Origin of the sequence: Sphingobacterium sp. (assembly GCF_032065005.1) — a bacterium.
In the GTDB taxonomy this organism is placed as follows: Bacteria; Bacteroidota; Bacteroidia; order Sphingobacteriales; family Sphingobacteriaceae; genus Sphingobacterium.
The window spans coordinates 128,927-151,722 of sequence record NZ_DAMBMM010000005.1; the positions used below are offsets into that span (position 1 = coordinate 128,927).

The following is a 22,796-nucleotide window of genomic DNA, read 5'->3' on the forward strand; positions in this document are numbered from 1 at the left end:
AAAATAGTTAATTGCTAAGAATCTAAGACCAATCTGTTATGACACGTGAATTGAATAAGAAACCAGAAGCAAATGTAGAGACAGTAGAATCTACCTTTTGCGACCCAAATTTGACCAATTACATCAACAGTATTGTAGCTTATAAATTTTTGTACAATGATTATCTAGAAGACCTGAATTCGGGACATGCAGAAATCAGGGTCAGGGCCGAAAATTATTGGCAGGATAATCTAGCGAACTTGGAAGGAAATATCAAGATTGCATTTCAGAAAATGATCGCTTGCAAAAGCAAGTTTATCGATGATGCCCTGTATATTTTCGAAAATACGATTCGGGATAATAAACGGATCAACCTCTATGGGTAATGCCCATATTCAGATGTACCATACCATCTTTATTCAGGCTCTGAGCAGCTAATTATTTTGCCTGAGTAATTTATTAACCAAGTAATAATGTTAAAGTTCCTAACGGTCAGTTTAGGAACTTTTTTTTGATGGTAGGCCGTAAAATTCAAAAGGAAAATTACCTACATTTGATGTTGTAACCAATTAGAAACCAATGAAAACGAACCCTAAAAAGAGGAAAAATACTGATGTGTTTTTTCTCATCTGCATGCCTATTTGTTTGTTGTTCTCCAATTTAGGCTATGCGCAAGAGGCTGTCAACGCTCAGATTACTCAGCATTTTCGGGATGGAAAAGCGAAATATGATGCCAGACAGTATCCTGCAGCAATATCAAGTTATACCTCAGCTTTGAACCTGAAATCGGTGGATTCCATTTACCTTAATCTTGCTGCAGCTTATTATCTGAATAGGGATTATGGAAAGGCTATGGATGCCATCAATTCCGGTCTAAGCCTAAAGCCCATCAATACTGGTCCATATCTTAAATTAAGAGGAGAAACCTATTATGTTTTGAATAATATTGATGCTGCCATCGCTGATTATGATGAGATCATTAAGGTTGAAAGCGATTGTGTTCCTTGTTTTATCAATAGAGGGAAATACAAAAAAGATATTGGTGAATTTGATGATGCCATTGCGGATTTTACACAGGCGATATCATTGTCCGACACTTCCTCCGTAGCCTATTATCAAAGGGCAAACACCAAATTCATCATTCAGGATTTTGAAGGAGCTTTAGGGGATGCGGAGAAATCCATTGCACTCAATCCGAAAAACAGCTCGTCTTTTTTTACAAAAGGACTCGTTAAGACAGTGATGGAAGACTATAAGTCGGCCCTTAGTGCCTTTTACAAGGTTAGTAAACTTAGTCCAACTTTTGAGCCGGCCTATCTTGGGCGTGCCTATATTTTTGGGAGAACGAAGGAATATTTGGAGGCCGTAAAAGAGTTAAATCAAGCAATTGCCTTTAATCCTAGGAAATATGAGTCTTTTATGAACAGAGGTACGATGTATTATTTTATGGGGGACTATACAACGAGTATAAAGGATTTCAATAAAGCCATTGAGCTGAAACCTTCGGAAGAGGAACTCTATTTTAGAAGATCGAAAGTGTATAATGCCAATAAAATGTACAATGAGGCACTAACTGACCTGAATAAGGCCATAGAAATGAATCCTGACTTTTATGACTATTATTTTCATAGGGCAAATAATTATGAAGCCCTAAATAAGTTTGATCTTGCGTTGAAGGATTATAATGTTGCCCTTGAAATGAACCCACTAGATTACAGGGTCTTCAGGATGCGCGCTGGCCTGTACAAGAAATTAAACAAGACCACAGAAGCTGAGGCTGATCTTGAAAAAGCAAATGATTTGGAAACAAAAAGCCAGAATTAGCTATTATTGTAGGAAACACAACTTTTAATATGATGAAGATCAAATTCCTGTTCTTTTCCTACCTATTATTTTTGAGTTCTTGTTCTGTTAGCAAAACAGATCAACAAAAGCTAAGTAATACCATTGAAATTGGGGAGTATGAATTTGATTTTCCTGCCGATTTCAAAAAGGTTGAAAAGCAGGGAATTGATTCCTATGTAGGCCATGTCGTAGGTGATAGTATCAAGTTTTATTTTGATTATGGTTGGTACTCCAATAGCTTGAATGAGAGAGAACAAAGTATGCAGTATTATGTGGAAAAGGACAGTTCGAATAACCTGTACAGCAAGGTGCTTTGGCCTAAGGAATCTGTTGTCGGTTTAACAGGCATCCATGTCAGAAGAATGCCAGGGACTGTTGAAGAAAAGGTGCAGAATTCTTTAACACTGACGGCGGACTCTCTAAATGCTCAACAGCAGGAATTGGCAAAACGTATTTTTAAGACAGTAAGATTAAAGGACAAGAAGAAGGATTAATTGATAATTATCGCATTCGGGTCTCTGTGGAGCTTTGCTAGGTTTTCCCGCCAACGCTGCAACTCTTCCGGACTGAGCCTGGGCCAATCGGTAACCTCAGCTATGATTTTCAATGCAGCTGTACTACGGTAAGATTGGGTAGGGTTGCCAGGGAATTTCTTGTCGGTAACATTTGGGTCATCCTCAAAATCGCCAGTCAGTTCTACCATGTAGACACGAGGTTCCGCATCTCCAGGAGCTAGTTCAGCTGCCAATCCCGCACCATTTACCTGCTGGGTAAAATAGATGTGATTCATGATTACATCTGGATGGTAGTTTGATATTCTTCCGGCTGTCAGGAGGTCACCAACTTTTAAATCGGCTTTTGTGCCATGATAAAACGGGCCGTATTTGCCTTTTTTCAAATCTTTAGCATACATGAAGAGTAAGTTTAATTTTTAGGATTTTATATACTTTAGAACGCTTTATTTTTCATCATATTATTTCAAAAAATAATTATCTTTATCTTGCTTTAGAGGAAATCCTTTAACCCAATAATTTATTTCAAACCGACCTTTTTCCTTAAAATTGAAGGGTCCTAAACCTATGTCAAATAACATGTCAAAATCAATCCATTCGGTATTTTGCCGGCTTTCTGTTCTTACCGTCCTGATTTGTATGATGATGCAAAGTGCTTCATCTGCGGTAGCAAAAACCATGTACATCCAACTTAAAGTCTATCATTTTCAGCAGGACCAGCAAGAACAACAATTAGATCAATATCTCAGTAATGCCTATTTACCAGCCCTGCATAAGCTTGGGTTTAAGCAAGTAGCAGTTTTTAAGCCGTTGAAGAATAAAGAAAATGCCGATAAACTGATTTATGTCCTAACTTATTCAGATCGATTGGAAAACTTTGCCAAGTTGGATGTTCATCTGGATAAGGATAAGCAATACCAAGAAGCTGGAAAGGCATATTTGGATTTAGCACACAATAATCCGCCATTTCAAAGAATAGAAACTATTTTGATGCGTACTTTTGATGGAATGCCATTTGTGGAATTGCCTAAACTGAAATCTGATAAAAATGAAAGGGTATATGAATTAAGGAGCTACGAAGGTCCAACTGAAAAGCTGGCTGCCAATAAGGTTTCCATGTTCAATAATGGAGAGATCGATATTTTTAAGAAATTGAACTTCAATGCTGTGTTCTACGGCCAAGTTATCGCTGGGAGTACAATGCCTAACCTGATGTATTTGACAACATTCGAGAATATGGCTGATCGTGAAGAGCATTGGAAAGCTTTTGGACCGCTTTATAAGCCTATGAGTGAAATGCCGCAATACCAGAACAATGTGTCTAAAAACGTGACTGTCTTATGTACACCTACTGCTTATTCTGATTATTAGGGTTAGAACATTGATATTTCCAAAAAAACCAGTGCTAATAAATCTATTGGGTTCACTTGTTTAAACAAAAGTCGTTTTATATTTTTATTAAACGACTTTTGTTTTTTTTAGGGATTTTGAATCTGTAAAACAATAAATCAGGTTTTGAAAATTGACCACTAATCCTTTTTTCCGACTTGGTATTTCACCTAATTATACACTATTTATGAGAACAAAGATTCCTTTTATTCATTGTTGGTATTTCACATTTTTCTTTATCACGGTTCTATCTTGCCAGAAAGATAAGATTTCACCTGAGTTATCTACGGAAAACGAGTTGGTTAGTTTCGGTTTTGCAACTGATAAACAGACAAACTTATTGTTTGATATTGAAACAGAAATCATAGGCGATACCATTTTTGCCCATGCCCTCGTGGGAACAAATGTACAGGCATTGGTTCCTGACTTTGAACATAAAGGTGCTAAGGTTACTGTTGATAATGTTGAACAGACTAGCGGAAAGAGTAAACAGGACTTTTCTAAACTGGTAAAATATACCTTCGCCGCTCAAAATGGTGAAGCAAAAAGCTATATAGTCAAATTTGTTGATACAGGAATTCCTGCTATATATCTCTCTACCAATGGAAAGCCGATTGAAAGCAAAGATGATTATGTCAGCGGTAGCATTAAAATAACAAGTGGCTTTGAAGGAAAGGTCGTTTATGAAGGTGTTACTGAAGTTAAAGGCCGAGGTAATTCTACTTGGGGAATGCCTAAAAAGCCATATAGAATCAAGTTAGATAAAAAGGCTGCCCTATTGGGTATGCCTGCTGATAAAAGTTGGGCATTATTGGCCAATTATGGCGATCAATCGCTATTGCGTAATGAAATAGCCTTTGAGGTCAGTAAGAGATTAGATGTGGGTTATTCGCCACGTCAACAATATGTAGAATTGTTTTTAAATGGTGAGTTTATGGGGAATTATACTTTAACGGAACATATCAAAGAGGGGAGCGATAGGGTAGCCATCGATGAGGACAATGGGGGCTTTATTCTTGAAGGTGATGGTTATGCCTATTCTGAACCGGTTCATTTTATTACCGAACAGAATATGCCGGTCACAGTGAAATTTCCTGATGAAGATGAAATTACTCCTGCCCAATTGGAATATATCACCAAGTATGTGGGAACTTTTGAGAACAGTCTGTACAAAATAGGAGATCAAGCAAATTCCAATTATCAAGATTATTTTGATTTAACAAGTTTTGTGAATTACTATCTAGTTAATGAGTTATGTGGCAATTCAGATATGCTTTGGAGTATGAGAATGTACAAGAAGAGTAGTTTGGATCCCAAGATTTATGTTGGTCCAGTGTGGGATTTTGATCTTGCCTTTAATAATGATAAGCGTCTCGGAAATAGCCAAGAAGTTATGATGTTGGATAGAGCTCATGAGCCAAGAGCATGGATGAACAAGTTAATGGTAGATCCTAATTTCAAGAAATTGGTGAGAACACGTTGGAAAGAAGTAAAATCGAAAATGGAATCCATGCCAGAGTTTATAGATCAGCGAGCTAAAAAGATCAATTATAGTCAGAAATATAATTTTAAACGTTGGGATGTCTTAGGGAAAAACATCAATCAAAGTTGGTATGTAGGAGTAACCCATCAAGACTACGTAAATTTTGTTCGTAATTATGTGTCAAAAAGAATTACATGGCTGGATGGAGTAATCAATGGACCTAAGTTTGACTAGCTTTTGTTAGGTATTGTTTAAACAGTAACCCGGTTAATAACAATAGGATTCGGTTGTTCCAAGAAGGGATTTAAATTGAATATCAAAAAGGCTTCAACATCGTTGAAGCCTTTTTGATATTCAAGATTTTTACAATTCAGCTGATTGTTGCCAGATATTTATTCCGCCATCTTTTGCATACTGGTCGATTTGTCTTAATTCCGCATCGGTAAACTCAAGATTTTTTATTGCTCCGACACAATCTATTACCTGTTGGACTTTACTTGCGCCAATCAAGGCAGAGGTTACTTTGTCTTTTTTCAATACCCAGGAGATTGCCATCTGCGCTAGGGTCTGGTTTCTGTTTGCGGCGATTTCATTTAAAGCCCAGATGTTTTTTAAGTTTTCTTCTGAAAGGAAATTCTTATTTAAGGATTTATCCTGATTCGCACGGCTGTCCTGAGGGACTTCATTAAGATATTTATTCGTCAACATTCCTTGAGCAAGAGGAGAGAAGACAATAGAACCCAGTCCTAAATCTTCCAAAGTGTCTAATAATCCGTCATCTTCAACCCATCTGTTTAACATGGAATAGCTAGGTTGATGAATAATAAATGGAGTACCTAGGGATTTTAGGATATCATAAGCCTCTTTTGTCCTTTGCGCATTATAGGAAGAAATACCCACATATAAAGCTTTTCCAGAACGTACAATTTGGTCCAGTGCCATCATTGTCTCTTCCAATGGCGTAAGAGGATCGAAACGATGGGAATAAAAAATGTCAACATAATCCAGTCCCATTCTTTTCAAGGATTGATCACAACTAGCTATCAGGTATTTTCTGCTTCCCCATTCACCGAAAGGACCTGGCCACATTAAATAGCCTGCCTTTGATGATATGATCAATTCATCCCGAAGACCGGAGAACTCTTCTTTTAAAATCCTTCCGAAAGCTAATTCAGCACTACCAGCTGGAGGGCCATAATTATTCGCTAGATCAAAGTGGTTAATCCCTAGGTCAAATGCTGTGGTGCAGATCTCGACCTTTTTGCTGTGTGCTGTGTCGTCTCCGAAATTATGCCATAATCCTAAGGAAATCGCCGGTAAATGTAAACCGCTCTTACCACAGCGATTATAGATCATCTTATCATAACGATCACTTTTTGGTTTCCAGTCCATTGTTTTTGTCAGTTTATTGCGTTGAGTTTTCGTTCAAAAGGTTTGGGATTTCAAGAATTATCGCCTTTAGAACAATACTAATTTAGCATTAATAGCTGGTTTTTGAACCTAAAAAATGCCATTATCATGAAATGCATATTCTATCATCTTATTCCCTGAACATACATTGTATGATTTTTAATTTAAAGCAATTTTTCTGACTTTTAGGAATCACTAATGATTAATAACATGAAGAAAATATTCTCAATAAGCATTGTTCTGGTCCTTTTGTTGGCATTTACTATACAATCTTGTACTCAAAATAATCAGCAAGGGAAGACTAATGAAACCCTATCAGACAGTACAGATGCGGTATCAAAAGATACAATTGGAGGAACTGCAGATAAAAATTCTGGAAAACTTCAATTGTCAGATAAGAAAGTAAAATTTCTATGGAGAGAAAAGAAATACAATGAAGAAGTGAAGGCGGATGTCAGCAGTATTGTCCTCAATGAGGATTATATCAGGACGATTTCAGATCCTGAACGAGCTGTTTTAGGATTGGTAGCAACCTTTGTCGGCAATGAATGTGCTTGGGATGGTGAAGCCAAGGAAGATAGGAGCAATCTAAAATGTAAGGTTCTTTGGGCTCTAGACCTTGGATATCAATGTTCATCCAAGCAAATGGACTTTCTGAGGCAATGGTTTCGGGCAGAACCTAAGATTCTGGAAGAATTAAAGAACTGCCCTACAACACCTGATGGAGCAACTATTCAAGATACGTTTGATGAAATTAATCTAGAGGTAAAGGGCAATCAAATATTGGTTTCTTTCAAAGCTAATGGAATAAATCTGAGAGATGCAACATCATGGAACTGGACTGAAGATCATACCTATGAATTAAGAGGAGATGAGTTGTTTTTAATCAACAAAAATGTATCTGAGAAAAAACAGAGTAAGATTTCTGTTGGTGAAAACTAAAAGTAATAGAAAAGTGAAGCTCCCCGATGCATGGCGTATGGGGAGCTTCTATTTGAACTTATATCAACACAAAGCGTTATGAAAAACTTTCTGAATATTACCCTGTTACTCCTTTTTTCCATTTTAAGCAGTAATGCTTTTTCTCAGCAAATGGAAAAGAAGAGCAAGAAATGGAAATTAGTCTGGCAAGATGAGTTCGATTATGAAGGACTGCCGGACTCCACGAAATGGAGTTTTGATACCAAGGGGAATGCATATAACTGGGGCAACAATGAAGCGCAGCATTATACCGACAAGGACTCGTCAAATGCGTATGTCAAGAATGGATTCTTGACCATTACAGCGAAGCGTGAGGATATTGGCAATAAGAAATATAGCTCAGCGAGATTACGCTCCATACATAAAGGGGATTGGAAGTATGGCCGTTTTGTAATTAGGGCTAAGGTTCCTACTGGACGTGGTACCTGGCCTGCAATCTGGATGATGCCTTCAGTAGATACCTATGGAGGCTGGCCAAAGAGTGGTGAGATCGATATTATGGAATATGTAGGCTCACATCCTGATTCAGTCTTGGGAACTGTCCATACAGAAAGCTATAACCATGTCATTGGAACCCACAAAGGAAAATCCACCTTCCTGCCCGATGCCCACAAAAAGTTCCATACCTATGTGTTGGAATGGGATGCCAATGAAATCAAGATCTTTGCAGATAAGAAACTCTATTTCACTTTTAAGAATGAAGGAAAAACAGCTGCTGAATGGCCATTTGACCAAAAGTTCCACTTGCTTCTCAATCTAGCTATTGGCGGGGGGCTTGGTGGGCAGAAAGGAATAGACGATAAGTTATTCCCTCATCATTTTGTCATCGATTATGTCAGGGTGTACCAACGTTAATTGAGCCCAATAGAAGAGGCCATAATAAGTTTACATCATGGCTTTTTATTATATAAAGAGTTCTAATTCAGCTTTGTGTACACCGTCAGGTGTAGTATAGAAAGGTCTTCCTTCGACCACCACATTTTTTTGGGGATCAATACCAAGAGCATGGTAGATGGATTGATGGATCCTTTCAATGCGAATAGGTTTTTCGATCGTTTTGCAAGGCCTTTCATCAGCTGTTTTACCATAAACAAAACCTTTTTTGACACCACCGCCGAACATGAGGATGGAACTCCCATCCGTAAAATGCCTGTGCATTCCATAATTCTTAATGTCGTTGATGATATCCGGCTGGTCAACTTGATGCAAAACCTCTGCACCTGGTCTTCCTTCCATCACCATGTCGCGACTGAATTCACTGGCAATTATCACCAAGGTACGGTCTAAATGTCCCGAACGTTCCAGATCTTTCAATAATTGGGCAATTGGAGCGTCGATCAGTTTCTTCATGTCCTTGGCTCTGGTATGACCATTTTCATGAGTGTCCCAGCCCATAAAAGGTTCATATTCACTGGTCACCGAAATAAAACGGGCACCTTGTTCCACCAATCTGCGAGCCATCAGGCAGCCTAATCCAAATTTACCTGTGTTATAGATATCATACGTTTCTTTAGGCTCCTCAGATAGATCGAAGGCCTTTGCCTCCGGAGATTTAAGTAGCCTGTAGGCCTGCTCCATCGACCGCTTAAAGGATTCCTTTTGGTAATCACTGCCAAGGTCTCCGATAGCGTTTTTCCCTAAGAGTTCATTGTAAAGTTGGTTGCGACGTTCGAACCTACTGAATGACATGCCCGCGGGTGGTTTTACAGAATCTAGACCAGATGAAGGATCCGGAATCATAAAAGGACCAAATTCACTGCCCAAAATACCGGCTGTATGAAAGGCTTTTAGCTCCTCGGCTTCACCTACGGTCATACGCTGCCCTATATTGATAAAGGCGGGTATAACGGGGTTTTTCGGCCCCAATTCCTGGGCTATCCAAGAACCTATATGTGGTGCAGCCACCGTTTGGGGTGGTTCATAGCAGGTATGCCAATGATATTGATGCCTAGAATGCAGGATATGTCCCAAATCTGCAGCCATGTATGAACGTATCAGGGTACCTTTATCCATCATGGCAGCAATAGACTCCAAACCTTCAGAAAATTCTATTCCATCCAACGCAGTGGGAATAGATTTAAAGGTGCTCAATACCTTATTGGAGTCAAGGCCTTTTTCATAGGGCGTATAGCGCTTCGGGTCAAAAGTTTCGGTATGTGCCATTCCACCAGCCATCCATAAAAGAATCACCGAATCAGCAGTTCCCTTCATATTGCCTGAACAGGAGGATAATAATGCAGAAAGGGGAGAGCCAGCAGCCAAAGCGGCCAAGGTCCCAACACCGGCTGTTCGTAAAAAATCCCTTCTGTTATAATTCAGTTTCATGATCTATAGATTTATTATTCAATAAATTGAAATTCCGGAAGTAAGACGATCGCCCAAAGTAGCTCCTGAACAGATCCTTCTTCCAGCTTTTCCTCAAATAGGGAATTTGCAATCCTGAGTTCATCGGTACTTGGCTTCCTACCTAAAGTTTGCCCGTAAATAGCTTGGATCAGTTCATTCGGATCTTTATACTGTGTCACCCATTTCTTTGCGCCATGGATCAAGGTCTCGTTTAATTTTGTGCCATTTGTTAATTCCATGGCTTGTAATAAAGTTACATGACCTTCTCGCACGCTGATTACGTTTTCCCTGCTTGGTCGTCCTAAAGCCGTTAAGAATGGATCGTTTTGGACCAAGGCCGCTCTTACAAAAGTGGAGGCATCCATGTAGGCTTTGGGGTCTGCAAGCGGATTATATTTCAATGCTTCCACGGTATATACAGGTGATACCAATGTGCTCAGGGCATCTGAAAATTGTTCAGCGGTGAGTTTCTTTTTTAATATCCCTTTAAAGACAAAATTTGGAGCATTGATGGCACTTTGGTCTTCCAGTCCAATGGAAGGTAATTGATAGGTTTTTGAAGTTGTGATGAGGTAGAGCAGCTTTTTGATATCATAGCCTTCCTCAACAAAATTTACCGCCATCCAATCCAATAAATCGGCACTCCAAGGCTTCTTATCCATTTCATCCGTTGGCGAAACGATCCCTCTTCCCATTAATTGCGCCCAGATCCGATTTACCAAGGTCCGGTATAACCTGCCATTTTCGGGTTGGGTCAAGTATTGGCTCAATTCCTTGGACCTTTCTGCTACACTGCCTGTTTTGTTGATCGTTCCCAATTCCGGCCAGAGCATCCTTGTATCGGCCATTTTTCCGGTGGGAATATCACAGCGATTGATTTCTAACTGTTCTTCCGAAAAGATATTCGCAAAGGCATAGGCATCGTCTAACTTCCAATCACTGACAAAACTATCATGGCAAGAAGCACATTTCAGGTTTACACCCAATAAGGCTTGTGAAACATTCTGGGCAGCCTGCATAGCGGTGGTCTGACTGCTGTTTACTGCCCCTCTCCAAGCAATACCCTTAATAAAGCCCTTGGATTCCTCCGTAGGATCCAGTAATTCCATGGCAAATTGCTTATAGGGCTTATTGGACTGCAAGGATTTGAATAACCAATCTGATATATTGAATCTTCCTCCAGTGATATAGCCTGTGCCTGAATAGTCATTTCGCAATAGATCATTCCAGAAGGTAGTCCAATGCGTTGCATATTCACGATCCTTGGAAAGAAGGCTAGTGACCAGTTTTTCTCTTTTATCGGTTTGCCCATCGGCGATAAAATTCTTGATTTCTTGATCCGTAGGTGGCAAGCCAATCAGATCGAAATAAACCCGACGGATATAGGTTCGATCGTCCACAGGTTTCTGCCATTGTATTCCATTTTTCTCAAAGTAGGCATTCACCAGGCGATCGATAGGATTTTCCATTCCGGCCACTACAGGAGGCAAGGCTGGTTTTCGAGGGGCTAAAGGTGCATTCGGAAAGATACCTTTGATGTTATCTGGCCAAGGGGCACCTTTGTCAATCCATAATTTGATAATGGCGATGTCCTTTTCACCCAAGGGTTTTCCTTTGCCTGGCATAGCTTCTTTATGGCCTGGAGGCAGAGATACCCTGCGTAGCAATTCGCTATGTTCAGAATCCCCAGGTTGTATGACTTTTCCCGATTCCCCGCCTTTAAAGACCATTTCTTTTTCGTCAAGGCGAAGCTCACCTTCGGTTTTATCACTGCCATGACATTGAAAACAATGGTGGGCAAATATCGTTCGTACAGCTAGGTTAAGATTGACCTGCTGTTCTGTGGTTAAACTATCGGATTCCGTGGAAAAGGAGGCGAAATCAAAATCTGCAGATGATACTCCGCCGGCAATTTCACCCAGGTTCTCATCTTGTGGAGCCCATGGAGTCGTGCTCAATAGATAATCTTGGCCATGGGTCAATGATCCTCCAAAATGTCCCGCCATAAAAATGCTTAAGACCGTTAAGAGGAGTGAGGTGCGATAAATAGGAATCAGGCCATTTTTGCGATGCTTTATGATCTGCAGGAGAACAATGGCCGTAATGGTTCCAAATACGGCGGTACTGATGCCTGTCCATTGGTGCCATTCGAAGGTTTCCCCAGAATAACTACCTGTATTGGCTAGAAACAAACCTAATCCTGCTGCCACAACCGCAGAAATGGCACCAATATATATCAGCCAATTGGTTCCTGTCCGGAGGTTTGATTGAAAGCTGCGTAGTTTGGCCAGTTCCATAAAGCCAGCCACCAATATCAAGGCTACCGGAAAGTGGACCAACATAGGGTGTAGTCTCCCTAAAAATACCCATCCCCACCAAGGATCCGCTTCAAGATTGTTTTTTTCGATAGTTTCTACGGCAACTTCTTGGGCCGATAAAACAAAAAACAAGAGCATAAAGCCCACAAAAAGAAATGCGGATTTATTGAAATTAAAAATCTTCTGACAATTCGGTTTATACATGATTGGTCCTTTATTGATGACCAGTGTTTAACTAAAGTTAATAAATAATTAGCAAGGACCATCCTGCACCATCATGGCATGAAATCTATGGAAATCAGTAATTAACAGCTTTCTCCAACAGTTTGCTGCTTTATTTGTTAATCCTATAATCTAATTGTTACGATGTTTCTATCGTAACCTCATTTTAATAAATCATAACACTATTACTATGTCAGAAAAAAAAGCAGAGAAAGATCCACAAATCATAGTTCAAATCCGTGAATTTTTAGATGGTCTCAACAATAGCGGAGACGAACCATTGGAGACCCTTTCTCCAGAGGATGCCCGTCAAGTTTTGATAGACGCCCAAAAGTCAGTGAAAGTTGATTATTCAGGTATATCGGAGTCTGAAAGAGAGATTACCCAAGATGGTATCACTGTCAACATACATATCGTAAAACCTGAGCAGAGCAAAGATCAAAAGCTGCCAGTTTTTATTTTTATTCATGGCGGTGGCTGGATATTGGGGGATTATCCAACTCATAGACGACTGGTTCGTGATTTGGTTGTCAATTCCGGTGCTGCAGCCGTATTTGTGGACTACACGCCTTCACCTGAAGCGAAATATCCTGTCGCCATCAATGAAATATATGCAGCCACAAAATGGGTTTCCGAGAATGGCGATGAAATAGGGGTTGATGGTTCGAATCTAGCTGTCGCAGGAAATAGTGTCGGTGGGAATATGACCGCAGTTACCTGTTTGATGGCAAAGGACAAAGGAGGACCAAAGATCAAGTTCCAATTGCTCTTATGGCCAGTGACCGATGCAGACTTTAACCGCGACTCCTGGAAAAAATATGCAGAAGGAAGATTCCTTACTTCCAATATGATGAAATGGATGTGGGATAATTACCTGCCAGATGAAAACAAAAGGAAGGAATATTACGCTACACCTTTCAATGCCAGCATCGATGAATTAAAAGGATTACCTCCAGCATTGGTTCAATTGGCTGAAAATGACATCCTGTATGATGAAGGCTTGGCCTATGCCAGAAAGCTGGATGAAGCGGGTGTGCCTACCACCATTCAGACCTACAATGGTTTTATCCATGATTATGGCTTGTTAAATCCCTTGGATCATATTGAGGCCGTTAAATTCTCAACAGAACAGGCTGCCTTAGGTCTTAAGAAAGCTTTATTTGGTTAGGGGTGTTTTCGGTAAAATTCAATATCTTGAATGCATCATTAACTGGTTAATTATATGGACCTGAAAATAAGAAAAGAAGAGGAAAATGATTATCCATTCGTTTTTGATTTAATAGAGAACGCATTCCATGAAGAAGCCATGAGCGATCATCAAGAACAGTATTTGGTAGATCGATTAAGGCAATCTGCTTCGTTTAGGGAAGAACTCTCCATCGTTGCGGAAAAGGAAGGGAAGATTGTAGGTTATGTCCTGTTAACAGAAATCAACATCATAAACAGCCAAAACCAAAGTTTTATTTCTTTGGCTTTGGCACCTATTGCAGTATTGCCCGCTTATCAGAAACAGGGTATTGCTGGAGCATTGATGCATGCTGCCCATGAAAAAGCCAAAGAACTAGGATATGGTTCCATCGTTATTTTAGGGCATGCAGATTATTACCCTCGGTTTGGATATCTGCTGGCCAAAGAATTTGGAATAAGATTGCCTTTTGACGTACCTGATGAGAATTGCTTTGTAATTGAGTTATTCGAGGGGGCATTAAAGCATATAAATGGGACCGTGGTTTATCCAGCAGAATTTGGTTAAAAAAGGAGTTATTATTTTAACCTTGTTCGAGATTCATTCGAGACATATTCGAGAATAATTTTATCCAGTTCGAATTTTCCGAATGTGTCTCGAATGAGGTCAGAACGAAATTCAGATATTGCCATCAATTTTAAAAAATTCATATTATCAGTTTTGGATATATTAAAGCTCAGCCTAAATTATGGATAGAATCCCATAAATGTTTATTAAATTGAATGGACTTAAAAACCATTAGGTTTTATCATTCAACAATTAAAACTTTTAATAAACAAGTTTAAGATGGAGCATTGGGAACTCGTACTGATCTTTCTGATGATTGCTTTTGTGTATTCGTCAGTTGGCTTTGGTGGAGGCTCAAGTTATTTGGCAGTTTTGGCCATGTACAGTTTGCCGTATCAAGAAATCAGGCTTACTGCGCTGATATGCAATGTAATCGTGGTTGTAGGTGGCGTGATCATTTATATCAGAAATAATCAAGTTGATTGGCGGAAAATATTGCCATTAACATTGATCAGTGTACCGATGGCCTATTTAGGAGCTATCATGAAATTAAGCCAAGAAACATTTTTTATGATTTTGGGAATAACATTAGTGATAGCAGCTATTTTATTATGGCTCCAGACAGGTAGTGGACCTGAAGCAGAACAGACAGACCAGGGTAAGATAGGTGTAGTCCAAAACAGTTTTTTAGGCGGCGGTATAGGGTTTTTGTCGGGATTGGTTGGAATTGGCGGAGGAATATTTTTATCGCCCTTGCTCAATTTAATTAAATGGGATACCGCCAAGAAGATTGCCGCAACCTCTAGTGTGTTTATTTTGGTAAATTCCATATCTGGAATTGCTGGTCAGTTCTCAAAATTATCAGTCGAGATGAACTTTTCAAGGATCGGAATTTTATGTCTTTCGGTATTGCTAGGAGGACAGATTGGATCGAGGATGTCTATCAAATGGAATCCTTTGATTGTAAAAAGAATGACAGCAGTTCTTGTATTAATTGCTGGAATAAATGTTTTGATAAAATATTGGTAGCAGAAATAAAATGAAGATTACAGTGTTGGGTTTTGGGATAGCAAAAGAAATTTTTGGTTCATCGGAGATTTATTTGGAAGTGAGCGATGTGCTAGATGTCAGAGAGTTAAGGGTTTTGTTAGAGGAAAAGTATCCTCCATTGACAAAACTTAAATCTTATATGCTGGCTATTAATGAGGAGTATGCAGATGATACGCAGATCATTAACAGTGGAAATGAAATCGCATTGATTCCACCTGTGAGCGGAGGCTAAGATGGTAGAAATTAAGATATCAGCAGAAGCACTTGATATTGTTCATTGTTTGGCAATTTCCAAGGATCTGGAGAGTGGCGGGGCAGCTTCATTTATTGGTTCCGTGAGAAACAATACCAAGGGGAAACCAGTCATTCGACTAGAATTTGAATGTTATGAACCCATGGCGCTAAAAGAAATGCGAAAGATAGCCGAGGAAGCCATTTCCAGATTTGCAGTAAGGAATGTGGTTATCCAACATCGGGTGGGGATTTTATATCCTGGAGATGTAGCAGTGATCATAGTGGTCAATGATGGGCATCGGGATTCAGTTTTTGATGCGTGTCGATTCATCATAGATACCTTAAAAAAAACGGTGCCCATTTGGAAAAAGGAAATCTTTGAAAATGGGGAAGAATGGGTGTCTGCGCATCCTTAGGTAGGGGATATATTTAGTATATTTAATAGATAAGATTGTACGCTGATGAAGGAAGAGGCCTTGAAAAACAATTCCATAGAGCAACTTGATATCATAAAAGTCAAGGAAAACAGCAGTCATCCCATGATGGATGAAGTTTCAGTGGAGGAGCCATTAGAAATCAAGGTTCGGTATGGGAATGATTCTGAGAAGAAAATCAAGAATCTATCTGTTACCATGCGGACTCCAGGAAATGATATGGAACTTGCTGCAGGATTCCTGTTTACCGAAGGGATTATTTCTGAGCTTGGCCAAATCAAACACATTGAACATGCTAAATCCGATTGTTCCAGAAACAATGAGAACAGTATTGTTGTTGAACTTGTATCAGGGTTTATTCCGGAATTAATGAATTTGGATAGAAACTTTTATACGACCTCAAGTTGTGGGGTATGTGGTAAGGGATCCATTGAGTCAATCCGGACGGTTAGTTCTTTTCAAGCAATGGAAAAGGAAGTGCTGAAAATTGATCTGGAGGTTTTTTACCAACTATCTGAAAAGCTTAGGGGCTTTCAGGATAATTTCAGTTCAACGGGGGGCATACATGCTTCTGGTATTTTCGACTTAGAAGCTAATCTATTAGGGCTTAGAGAAGATGTAGGTAGGCATAATGCTTTGGATAAACTGGTCGGTTATTTCCTTTTGGAAAATCAATTGCCATTAAGGAATAGGATTTTGGTCTTGAGTGGTCGTGCCAGTTTTGAATTGGTTCAAAAAGCTGCCATGGCAGGTATTTCCATTATTGCAGCTATTGGTGCACCATCCAGTCTTGCAATCAAGCTTGCTAAAGAGTTTGATATCAGTTTGTTGGGTTTTCTAGGTAAAAATAGATTTAATGTCTATCATCAGGGGGCAAATTTGACTATTAATAATTTAACATGAAAATTAGGGTAAAAGATAATTCTGTACGGATCCGGCTGACACAGTCGGAAGTAAATGCACTATACCAAGATGGGAATATATCGAGCAGGACGGAATTCTTGGAACAAGCATTTGTATATGCTGTGGAAAGAGCGGATGTGCCGGAATTATCCGTAGAGTTTGTAGAAAATAAAATCACCTTGAAAACCCCTGCTAATCTGCTTGAACAACTGTATTCGACGGATGTCGTAGGGTTTGAGGGCCTTACGGGAAAGGTAAAATTGTTATTAGAAAAGGATTTTGTGTGTTTGGACAATACTTTGGAAGACCAAAGCGATAATTATCCAAACCCAAACATGAAGTGTTAACCCATTTGAAAATCGCATGGCTATGGACGAACGAGATAAAAAATTGATTGAGCAGGAAATTAAATCAGAACCAAGTGCGGAAAATCCCTTTAGATTATTGGATTTAAAATTGACTCCTGTTGAGAAAAAAGCGGCTGGTATTCCGGCGGTTTTGGCAGTATTCAGTGATTTATTTGAGGAGAAAGCCGTAGTCCGTGCTGGTCGAGCTTTGTTCAAGGTAAATCAGATGGAAGGTTTTGACTGTCCGAGCTGTGCCTGGCCTGATCCCGATGATGAACGTTCAGTGCTTGGTGAGTACTGTGAGAATGGAGCAAAAGCGGTGGCAGAAGAAGCCACGAGTAAGCGTGTTACCCCCCAGTTTTTTAAGGAAAATTCAGTTGCTGATCTAGCCAAATTGGATGATTACCAAATAGGGAAGATGGGCAGGTTAACCGATCCGATGTATTTGCCAGAAGGGGCAACTCATTATCAACCCATCAGCTGGGATGATGCTTTTAAAAAGATTGCTTCCCATTTAAATGCACTGGAATCACCCGATCAAGCGGCTTTTTATACTTCTGGAAGAACTAGTAACGAGGCATCCTTTGTCTATCAATTATTTGCCAAGGAGTTTGGAACCAATAATATGCCTGACTGTTCCAATATGTGCCATGAAACTTCAGGTTCGGCCTTAAGACCCACTATCGGTATTGGTAAGGGGACAGTCACCCTAGAGGATTTTTATGATACAGATGTTATTGTCATCATCGGTCAAAACCCTGGGACGAATGCACCGCGAATGATGAGTGCCCTTGCCAAAGGGAAAAAGAATGGAGCAAAGATCATTGCCATCAATCCATTACCTGAAGCCGGCCTGATGGGGTTTGTTGATCCGCAAAGCGTACTGGGCGTTTTGGAAGGCGGAGTTAAGCTAGCTGATCTTTATTTACCTGTTAAGATCAATGGTGATATGGCTCTCCTGAAGGCCATCGAAATGCTCTTGATAGATTTTGAAAAGAAGAATCCAGGTTCGGTGTTTGATGAGCAATTTATTGAAAATAAGACGGTTGGATTTGATGAGTTTCTGCAACAGTTCAATGATCTTGATCTGGATGAGCTAGCTAAAGAAGCTGCTGTCGATAAGGATCTGATCTATGAAGCTGCAGCAATGATTGCTTTCAAGAAACGCATTATTATCAGCTGGGGAATGGGGCTGACCCAACAGCCTAATGGGGTAGATATGATTCGTGAGATCCTAAATATCCTGTTGTTGAAAGGAAGCATCGGTATTCCAGGAGCTGGGGTTTGTCCGGTACGCGGACATAGTAATGTACAAGGAAATAGGACGATGTTAATTGATGAAAAACCATCAAATGAACAGTTGGATAGAATTGAGAATTTCTATGGATTCCAGGTTCCTAGAAAACATGGCTATGACGTAGTGCGGGCGATAAAGGCTATGCATGAAGGAAAAATAAAATTTATGTTCTGCATGGGAGGGAATTTCCTTTCGGCCACACCTGATACGACTTATACGGCCAATGCCCTGCGCAAGCTTAATCTTTTGGTCTGTGTGTCCACTAAGCTCAATAGAGGGCATTTGGTGCATGGAAAAGAAGCCATTATATTACCGACCTATGGTAGAAGTGATAAGGATATCGTGAACGGAGAGCTTCAGATTATTTCTACTGAAAACTCTATGGGAGTTGTTCAGCAGTCTAAAGGTATGTTGGATGCGGTTTCGGATAACCTTGTTAATGAACTGCAGATCGTATGTAGAATGGCAATGGAGACCCTTGCTAATCGTTCCGTGGTAAATTGGCAAAGATATCATGACAGTTACGATGCGGTCAGGGATGATATAGAACAATGCATTCCGGGTTTTGATAATTACAATGTTCGCGTTCGGGAAAAAGGAGGCTTTTACTTACCTAATGAGGCGCGCGACAAACAATATTTCTCTAAGAAATTAGAGGGTAGGGCACCATTTACCTTAACTGAGGTTCCAGATAATACCTTGGCTGATGATGAGTATATGATGGCAACGACAAGGACCCATGATCAGTTCAATACGACAATTTATGGATTAGATGATCGTTATCGCGGCATCAAAAATGAGCGCCGGGTTATTTTTATGAACCAGAAAGATATTGATAAAGCTGGTTTCAAAGCTGGAGATAAAGTGGATCTATATAATTTTGATGATGGAATAGAGCGTGTAGCACCATTATTTATTATTGTTTCCTATCAGGTTCCTGAAAAGAATACAGTAACCTATTTTCCAGAGACCAATGTGCTTGTTTCGGTAAATAACGTGGTTAAAGAAAGTAACATGCCAGCATCGAAATATGTGAAAATCAAAGTAAAAAGGCATGATCCAGCGGTTTTCAAAAAGGTTGATCAAATGTTGTATCAAGGTGCTATTCAAAGGCCCTAGTTGGGAATATTTTAAAAGGGAATTTATTATATAGTACCTCAGGTTAAGCCTACCTTTGGCAAGAGAGATTCCAGCAAAATCCAAATGCAGGAATGATTCCTAGTCTTTCGGACGCTGATTTAATTCCGCTAAGATTTAAAATAATATGATTATTAAAAAGAAAGAGCATTGGTTCAAGATGCTTTTTGTTTGGCATGGTTCGGTATTACCTGCATTGGTACCGAGATTATTATTGCTTTTGCTGTTTTCTGTTTTGGTTGCCTATTTCCATGGCACCGTATTGGATTTTAAAGTTCCCTTAAATCCAGCTCCATTGACTTTGTTTGGTTTTGTTTTGGCCCTATTTCTGGGATTCCGAAACAATGCTAGCTATGATCGTTTTTGGGAAGGTAGAAAATTATGGGGAGCTTTGTTGAATACCTCCCGGTCTTTGGCTAGGCAGGTCATGACCTTAAATAATGGCGAGAAAAACAAGACTTTTGTTGTTGGATTTATCCGTTTGATCAGTGCATTTGTCTTTGCTTTGAAACATCAGCTTCGAGGAACCGATCCAACGGAGGATATGGAGAAAAGGTTGGATCCTGAAAGTTATGAACTCGTTATGGCTTCCAAGTATAAGCCTGTAACCATTATGAGGATCATGGCTGAGCAGTTGCAACAAGCAAAGTTGGAGGGGAGGATGGATTCCATTCAACAGGCAAGAATGGATGAGAACCTCGATAAGCTTTCTGATATACTAGGTGGCTGTGAACGCATTATCTCTACACCTTTGCCCTATAGTTACAGCGTCTTACTTCACCGGACGGTTTATATTTATTGCGCCATGTTACCATTTGGCCTAGTGGACTCATTGGGATGGTTTATGCCCTTAATCGTGGTATTTATTGCCTATACTTTTGTTGCATTTGAGGCCATAGCCGATGAAATTGAAGAGCCATTTGGAGCGGAAGCGAATGATTTGGCACTCAACAGCATGAGTGAAATGATCGAAGAGACCATTGAGGAGCTTGTTGGGCTACCGAATACAAGGAAGCCAAAACCGTATCAAGAAATTATTGACTAATTACAAGCCTAATAGACCGTTTTTTAGGGAGTAGACTTTTAAATCTGGAAAAGCTTTCTTGATTATACGGGCAGCTATTTTACTTCTTTTTCCGGACATACAATATAGAATCACCTGAGCATCGATAGCTGCGAATTCCTCTAGGTGTTGATGCAAGTCGTTCAATGGAAGGTTTTTACCGCCAATATTAAATTCTTCGTGCTCATCTGGTTCTCTTACATCGAACAGGACGAATTTTTCAGGATGGAGGTTATATTCTTCTAAAGCAATGGTTGGATTGCTTTCCGGTAAAGCCTTGATCTGAATATTTAATTTTTTTAGTTTAATGATCCTTGATCTGCCTGTTGATGTATCCATGATCCATAATTTTCCAGCCAGAATATCCGGCATACCAGTGAGGTATTTTATGGCTTCATTGGCTTGCATACAACCAACAATTCCAGCTAAGCTGGGGATGACACCGCCTTCACTACAATTTGGCACCGCTGTATTTTCAATATCATGGTAAACATCCCTGTAATTGGTGGAATATGTTCCATCCTGAAGTTTTGCATTCCAAATGCTTACCTGGCCTTCATACTGGTAAATTGCAGCATAAACCAATGGTTTGCCAGCTAGTACACAAGCGTCGTTGATTAGGCATTTGCTTTCGAGGTTATCGGTTCCTTCCAAGATCAAGTCGTATTCTTTGATCAGGTCCATGATATTATTGGAGGTCAAGCGGATTGGGTAGGAGATAATATTGATCTCAGGGTTCTGAGATTTAAGTCGATCTTTTGCAACTTCTACTTTCCAATTACCGATATCTTGTGGTCCATATAGGACCTGCCGGTGTAGATTGGATAGCGAAATGATATCATCATCAACCAATCCTATGGTTCCAATACCGGAGGCAGCGAGATATTGGGCTGCAGGGCAACCCAAACCGCCCATTCCGACAATAAGAACTTTGGCATTTTGGAGCAATTGCTGCCCTGTGTTACCAAATCCTGGTAAAGCTATTTGACATTGATATCTTTCGAAATTAGGATTCATCTATCGTCTTTTTTGTTCTTGAAGCGTTTTACCTGCTATTTCTGCATCCTCTGGACTGTTCACATTCATTAGAGCATTAGGATTAATTGGGTCTAAGATCAAGCAATCCGAATGGATCAGGACTTTCCTAGGGCAGGTAATGCCATTTGCTAGAAAGCTCAACAGTAAGGGATAGCTTTTTGGCTCCCAGATACTTATAAAAGGTTCTGGAAGACCGTCAAATGGGCTTTTATAGGTTGTTGCTAATTTATTAGAGTCGCGTGATTCCAGTAGTTTGGCCAGGGAGTCTTTGTCCAACAGAGGAAGATCACAAGCTACAACCAGCCAAGCTTTGTCGCGATGGGCATGAAATGCTGAAAGGATACCGCCAAAAGGACCCATATTGAGGAAAGTATCTGTCAATGCCTGGTAGTTCGGGTCAAAGTCTTGGGTTTGATCTTGACGGCAGGAAATAAAGACCTGGTCACAGAATCCTGCTAGCAGATCAGCAGCATGGTATCTTTGTTCCTTGCCATGCCAATGGATTAGATCTTTTGGTTTTCCCATTCTACGGCTTTTCCCTCCCGCGAGGACCAGACCATAGATTTCAGCAACCTTATTCTGATCTTTTGAAGTCATTTTTTCCTCCTGTTTTTTCAACCAGTTTAATTTCTTGAATGATGATATCATGGCTGAGGGCTTTGCACATATCATAAATGGTCAGTGCAGCAATAGAAACCGCTGTCATTGCTTCCATTTCAACTCCGGTCTTCGCTTCTACCTCTGCTATGGCATATATGTCAAGACAGTTACGGTTGAATTTTATTTCAACTTCACAATTTTCCAGGCCAATGGGATGACATAATGGTATCAGTTCCCCAGTCTTTTTCGCAGCCATAATTCCCGCGATAATGGCGGTGTGGATAATGGAACCTTTAGCGGTATTGAAGTTCTCTTCGGTCAGCTTTTGCATAACTAATGGAGGAAGTTCAATGCTTGCTTTGGCCGTTGCTCGTCTTTGAGAGATCTTTTTATCCATGACATTGACGATACTGGGTTGTTGGTTTTTATTGATATGCGAAAAATTGGTCATTTTA

Annotated in this window: 23 protein-coding genes; 16 read left to right on the top strand and 7 right to left on the bottom strand. The window is 39.9% G+C overall.

The window, feature by feature from the left end; all coding sequences use genetic code 11:
* Positions 1 to 38 precede the first annotated feature (38 nt).
* The 3 genes from RT138_RS10080 (at position 39) to RT138_RS10090 (ending at position 2,318) form a co-directional block, all read left to right on the top strand.
* Positions 39 to 365, top strand: a complete 327-nt coding sequence (locus RT138_RS10080) for a hypothetical protein (RefSeq protein WP_313190574.1) — start codon at positions 39 to 41, stop codon at positions 363 to 365.
* A 193-nt stretch (positions 366 to 558) separates the two neighbouring features.
* Positions 559 to 1,803 carry a tetratricopeptide repeat protein gene (locus tag RT138_RS10085; protein WP_313190575.1) on the top strand — a complete coding sequence of 415 codons (1,245 nt, stop codon included), beginning with the start codon at positions 559 to 561 and terminating at the stop codon, positions 1,801 to 1,803.
* Between the two features lie 29 nt (positions 1,804 to 1,832).
* A complete protein-coding gene (locus RT138_RS10090) occupies positions 1,833 to 2,318 on the top strand; it encodes a hypothetical protein (protein ID WP_313190576.1) in 486 nt (161 codons plus the stop codon).
* On the opposite strand, the gene arr is transcribed toward RT138_RS10090, so the two are convergent.
* The gene (arr, locus tag RT138_RS10095) at positions 2,315 to 2,737 is read right to left on the bottom strand and encodes an NAD(+)--rifampin ADP-ribosyltransferase (RefSeq protein WP_313190577.1); all 423 of its coding nucleotides are present in this window, start codon (positions 2,735 to 2,737) and stop codon (positions 2,315 to 2,317) included. The two genes, RT138_RS10090 and arr, sit on opposite strands and share 4 nt — an antisense overlap.
* Before the next feature lie 178 nt (positions 2,738 to 2,915).
* Between arr and RT138_RS10100 the strand changes: the two genes are divergently transcribed.
* Positions 2,916 to 3,707 carry an NIPSNAP family protein gene (locus tag RT138_RS10100; protein ID WP_313190578.1) on the top strand — a complete coding sequence of 264 codons (792 nt, stop codon included), beginning with the start codon at positions 2,916 to 2,918 and terminating at the stop codon, positions 3,705 to 3,707.
* A gap of 205 nt (positions 3,708 to 3,912) precedes the next feature.
* Positions 3,913 to 5,442 carry a CotH kinase family protein gene (locus RT138_RS10105; protein ID WP_313190579.1) on the top strand — a complete coding sequence of 510 codons (1,530 nt, stop codon included), beginning with the start codon at positions 3,913 to 3,915 and terminating at the stop codon, positions 5,440 to 5,442.
* Between the two features lie 129 nt (positions 5,443 to 5,571).
* Here the strand turns inward: RT138_RS10105 and mgrA are convergent, their stop codons facing one another.
* Positions 5,572 to 6,600, bottom strand: a complete 1,029-nt coding sequence (gene mgrA, locus RT138_RS10110) for an L-glyceraldehyde 3-phosphate reductase (RefSeq protein WP_313190580.1) — start codon at positions 6,598 to 6,600, stop codon at positions 5,572 to 5,574.
* A 228-nt stretch (positions 6,601 to 6,828) separates the two neighbouring features.
* Between mgrA and RT138_RS10115 the strand changes: the two genes are divergently transcribed.
* Together RT138_RS10115 and RT138_RS10120 are read left to right on the top strand one after the other, a co-directional pair.
* On the top strand, positions 6,829 to 7,560 hold the full coding sequence (locus RT138_RS10115; RefSeq protein WP_313190581.1) for a hypothetical protein: 732 nt from the start codon (positions 6,829 to 6,831) through the stop codon (positions 7,558 to 7,560).
* Between the two features lie 78 nt (positions 7,561 to 7,638).
* Entirely contained in the window at positions 7,639 to 8,454 is an 816-nt protein-coding gene (locus tag RT138_RS10120) for a glycoside hydrolase family 16 protein (protein WP_313190582.1), read from the top strand.
* 48 nt (positions 8,455 to 8,502) lie between these two features.
* On the opposite strand, the gene RT138_RS10125 is transcribed toward RT138_RS10120, so the two are convergent.
* Together RT138_RS10125 and RT138_RS10130 are read right to left on the bottom strand one after the other, a co-directional pair.
* Positions 8,503 to 9,924 (bottom strand): DUF1501 domain-containing protein, encoded by a 1,422-nt coding sequence (locus tag RT138_RS10125; RefSeq protein WP_313190583.1) that lies wholly within the window; start codon positions 9,922 to 9,924, stop codon positions 8,503 to 8,505.
* Between the two features lie 14 nt (positions 9,925 to 9,938).
* Positions 9,939 to 12,467, bottom strand: coding sequence for a DUF1549 domain-containing protein (locus tag RT138_RS10130; protein WP_313190584.1), 2,529 nt, complete (start codon positions 12,465 to 12,467; stop codon positions 9,939 to 9,941).
* A gap of 208 nt (positions 12,468 to 12,675) precedes the next feature.
* Here RT138_RS10130 and RT138_RS10135 point away from each other — a divergent pair, with 208 nt between their 5' ends.
* From RT138_RS10135 to RT138_RS10175, 9 genes are all read left to right on the top strand, one after another.
* A complete protein-coding gene (locus RT138_RS10135) occupies positions 12,676 to 13,653 on the top strand; it encodes an alpha/beta hydrolase (RefSeq protein WP_313190585.1) in 978 nt (325 codons plus the stop codon).
* Positions 13,654 to 13,707: 54 nt separating this feature from the next.
* Positions 13,708 to 14,238 carry an N-acetyltransferase gene (locus RT138_RS10140; protein ID WP_313190586.1) on the top strand — a complete coding sequence of 177 codons (531 nt, stop codon included), beginning with the start codon at positions 13,708 to 13,710 and terminating at the stop codon, positions 14,236 to 14,238.
* A gap of 279 nt (positions 14,239 to 14,517) precedes the next feature.
* The gene (locus RT138_RS10145; protein ID WP_313190587.1) at positions 14,518 to 15,267 is read left to right on the top strand and encodes a sulfite exporter TauE/SafE family protein; all 750 of its coding nucleotides are present in this window, start codon (positions 14,518 to 14,520) and stop codon (positions 15,265 to 15,267) included.
* A 10-nt stretch (positions 15,268 to 15,277) separates the two neighbouring features.
* Positions 15,278 to 15,520: a MoaD/ThiS family protein gene (locus tag RT138_RS10150; RefSeq protein ID WP_313190588.1), complete on the top strand. Its 243-nt coding sequence runs from the start codon at positions 15,278 to 15,280 to the stop codon at positions 15,518 to 15,520.
* A gap of 1 nt (position 15,521) precedes the next feature.
* Positions 15,522 to 15,938 (top strand): molybdenum cofactor biosynthesis protein MoaE, encoded by a 417-nt coding sequence (locus tag RT138_RS10155; protein ID WP_313190589.1) that lies wholly within the window; start codon positions 15,522 to 15,524, stop codon positions 15,936 to 15,938.
* 45 nt (positions 15,939 to 15,983) lie between these two features.
* Positions 15,984 to 16,859, top strand: coding sequence for a formate dehydrogenase accessory sulfurtransferase FdhD (fdhD, locus tag RT138_RS10160; RefSeq protein WP_313190590.1), 876 nt, complete (start codon positions 15,984 to 15,986; stop codon positions 16,857 to 16,859).
* Positions 16,856 to 17,206, top strand: coding sequence for a DUF7009 family protein (locus tag RT138_RS10165; RefSeq protein WP_313190591.1), 351 nt, complete (start codon positions 16,856 to 16,858; stop codon positions 17,204 to 17,206). Before fdhD ends, RT138_RS10165 begins: the two co-directional genes overlap by 4 nt.
* A gap of 22 nt (positions 17,207 to 17,228) precedes the next feature.
* Entirely contained in the window at positions 17,229 to 19,622 is a 2,394-nt protein-coding gene (locus tag RT138_RS10170; protein ID WP_313190592.1) for an FdhF/YdeP family oxidoreductase, read from the top strand.
* A gap of 145 nt (positions 19,623 to 19,767) precedes the next feature.
* Positions 19,768 to 20,685, top strand: coding sequence for a bestrophin family ion channel (locus RT138_RS10175; protein WP_313190593.1), 918 nt, complete (start codon positions 19,768 to 19,770; stop codon positions 20,683 to 20,685).
* On the opposite strand, the gene RT138_RS10180 is transcribed toward RT138_RS10175, so the two are convergent.
* Genes RT138_RS10180 through moaC form a run of 3 tightly spaced genes read right to left on the bottom strand, consistent with a single transcriptional unit; the run spans position 20,686 to position 22,792 of the window.
* Positions 20,686 to 21,720, bottom strand: coding sequence for a HesA/MoeB/ThiF family protein (locus RT138_RS10180; RefSeq protein ID WP_313190594.1), 1,035 nt, complete (start codon positions 21,718 to 21,720; stop codon positions 20,686 to 20,688).
* Positions 21,721 to 22,389: an NTP transferase domain-containing protein gene (locus RT138_RS10185; RefSeq protein ID WP_313190595.1), complete on the bottom strand. Its 669-nt coding sequence runs from the start codon at positions 22,387 to 22,389 to the stop codon at positions 21,721 to 21,723.
* Complete coding sequence (moaC, locus tag RT138_RS10190) at positions 22,316 to 22,792, bottom strand: cyclic pyranopterin monophosphate synthase MoaC (protein ID WP_313190596.1); 477 nt, start codon at positions 22,790 to 22,792, stop codon at positions 22,316 to 22,318. Before moaC ends, RT138_RS10185 begins: the two co-directional genes overlap by 74 nt.
* Between the last annotated feature and the right edge of the window lie 4 nt (positions 22,793 to 22,796).

What these genes read in the sequence shown, in the direction of transcription:
- RT138_RS10080 (WP_313190574.1), top strand. Translation starts at nt 39, where the DNA reads ATGACACGTGAATTGAATAAGAAACCAGAAGCAAATGTAGAGACAGTA.
- RT138_RS10085 (WP_313190575.1), top strand. Translation starts at nt 559, where the DNA reads ATGAAAACGAACCCTAAAAAGAGGAAAAATACTGATGTGTTTTTTCTC.
- RT138_RS10090 (WP_313190576.1), top strand. Translation starts at nt 1,833, where the DNA reads ATGATGAAGATCAAATTCCTGTTCTTTTCCTACCTATTATTTTTGAGT.
- arr (WP_313190577.1), bottom strand. Translation starts at nt 2,737, where the DNA reads ATGTATGCTAAAGATTTGAAAAAAGGCAAATACGGCCCGTTTTATCAT.
- RT138_RS10100 (WP_313190578.1), top strand. Translation starts at nt 2,916, where the DNA reads ATGTCAAAATCAATCCATTCGGTATTTTGCCGGCTTTCTGTTCTTACC.
- RT138_RS10105 (WP_313190579.1), top strand. Translation starts at nt 3,913, where the DNA reads ATGAGAACAAAGATTCCTTTTATTCATTGTTGGTATTTCACATTTTTC.
- mgrA (WP_313190580.1), bottom strand. Translation starts at nt 6,600, where the DNA reads ATGGACTGGAAACCAAAAAGTGATCGTTATGATAAGATGATCTATAAT.
- RT138_RS10115 (WP_313190581.1), top strand. Translation starts at nt 6,829, where the DNA reads ATGAAGAAAATATTCTCAATAAGCATTGTTCTGGTCCTTTTGTTGGCA.
- RT138_RS10120 (WP_313190582.1), top strand. Translation starts at nt 7,639, where the DNA reads ATGAAAAACTTTCTGAATATTACCCTGTTACTCCTTTTTTCCATTTTA.
- RT138_RS10125 (WP_313190583.1), bottom strand. Translation starts at nt 9,924, where the DNA reads ATGAAACTGAATTATAACAGAAGGGATTTTTTACGAACAGCCGGTGTT.
- RT138_RS10130 (WP_313190584.1), bottom strand. Translation starts at nt 12,467, where the DNA reads ATGTATAAACCGAATTGTCAGAAGATTTTTAATTTCAATAAATCCGCA.
- RT138_RS10135 (WP_313190585.1), top strand. Translation starts at nt 12,676, where the DNA reads ATGTCAGAAAAAAAAGCAGAGAAAGATCCACAAATCATAGTTCAAATC.
- RT138_RS10140 (WP_313190586.1), top strand. Translation starts at nt 13,708, where the DNA reads ATGGACCTGAAAATAAGAAAAGAAGAGGAAAATGATTATCCATTCGTT.
- RT138_RS10145 (WP_313190587.1), top strand. Translation starts at nt 14,518, where the DNA reads ATGGAGCATTGGGAACTCGTACTGATCTTTCTGATGATTGCTTTTGTG.
- RT138_RS10150 (WP_313190588.1), top strand. Translation starts at nt 15,278, where the DNA reads ATGAAGATTACAGTGTTGGGTTTTGGGATAGCAAAAGAAATTTTTGGT.
- RT138_RS10155 (WP_313190589.1), top strand. Translation starts at nt 15,522, where the DNA reads ATGGTAGAAATTAAGATATCAGCAGAAGCACTTGATATTGTTCATTGT.
- fdhD (WP_313190590.1), top strand. Translation starts at nt 15,984, where the DNA reads ATGAAGGAAGAGGCCTTGAAAAACAATTCCATAGAGCAACTTGATATC.
- RT138_RS10165 (WP_313190591.1), top strand. Translation starts at nt 16,856, where the DNA reads ATGAAAATTAGGGTAAAAGATAATTCTGTACGGATCCGGCTGACACAG.
- RT138_RS10170 (WP_313190592.1), top strand. Translation starts at nt 17,229, where the DNA reads ATGGACGAACGAGATAAAAAATTGATTGAGCAGGAAATTAAATCAGAA.
- RT138_RS10175 (WP_313190593.1), top strand. Translation starts at nt 19,768, where the DNA reads ATGATTATTAAAAAGAAAGAGCATTGGTTCAAGATGCTTTTTGTTTGG.
- RT138_RS10180 (WP_313190594.1), bottom strand. Translation starts at nt 21,720, where the DNA reads ATGAATCCTAATTTCGAAAGATATCAATGTCAAATAGCTTTACCAGGA.
- RT138_RS10185 (WP_313190595.1), bottom strand. Translation starts at nt 22,389, where the DNA reads ATGATATCATCATTCAAGAAATTAAACTGGTTGAAAAAACAGGAGGAA.
- moaC (WP_313190596.1), bottom strand. Translation starts at nt 22,792, where the DNA reads ATGACCAATTTTTCGCATATCAATAAAAACCAACAACCCAGTATCGTC.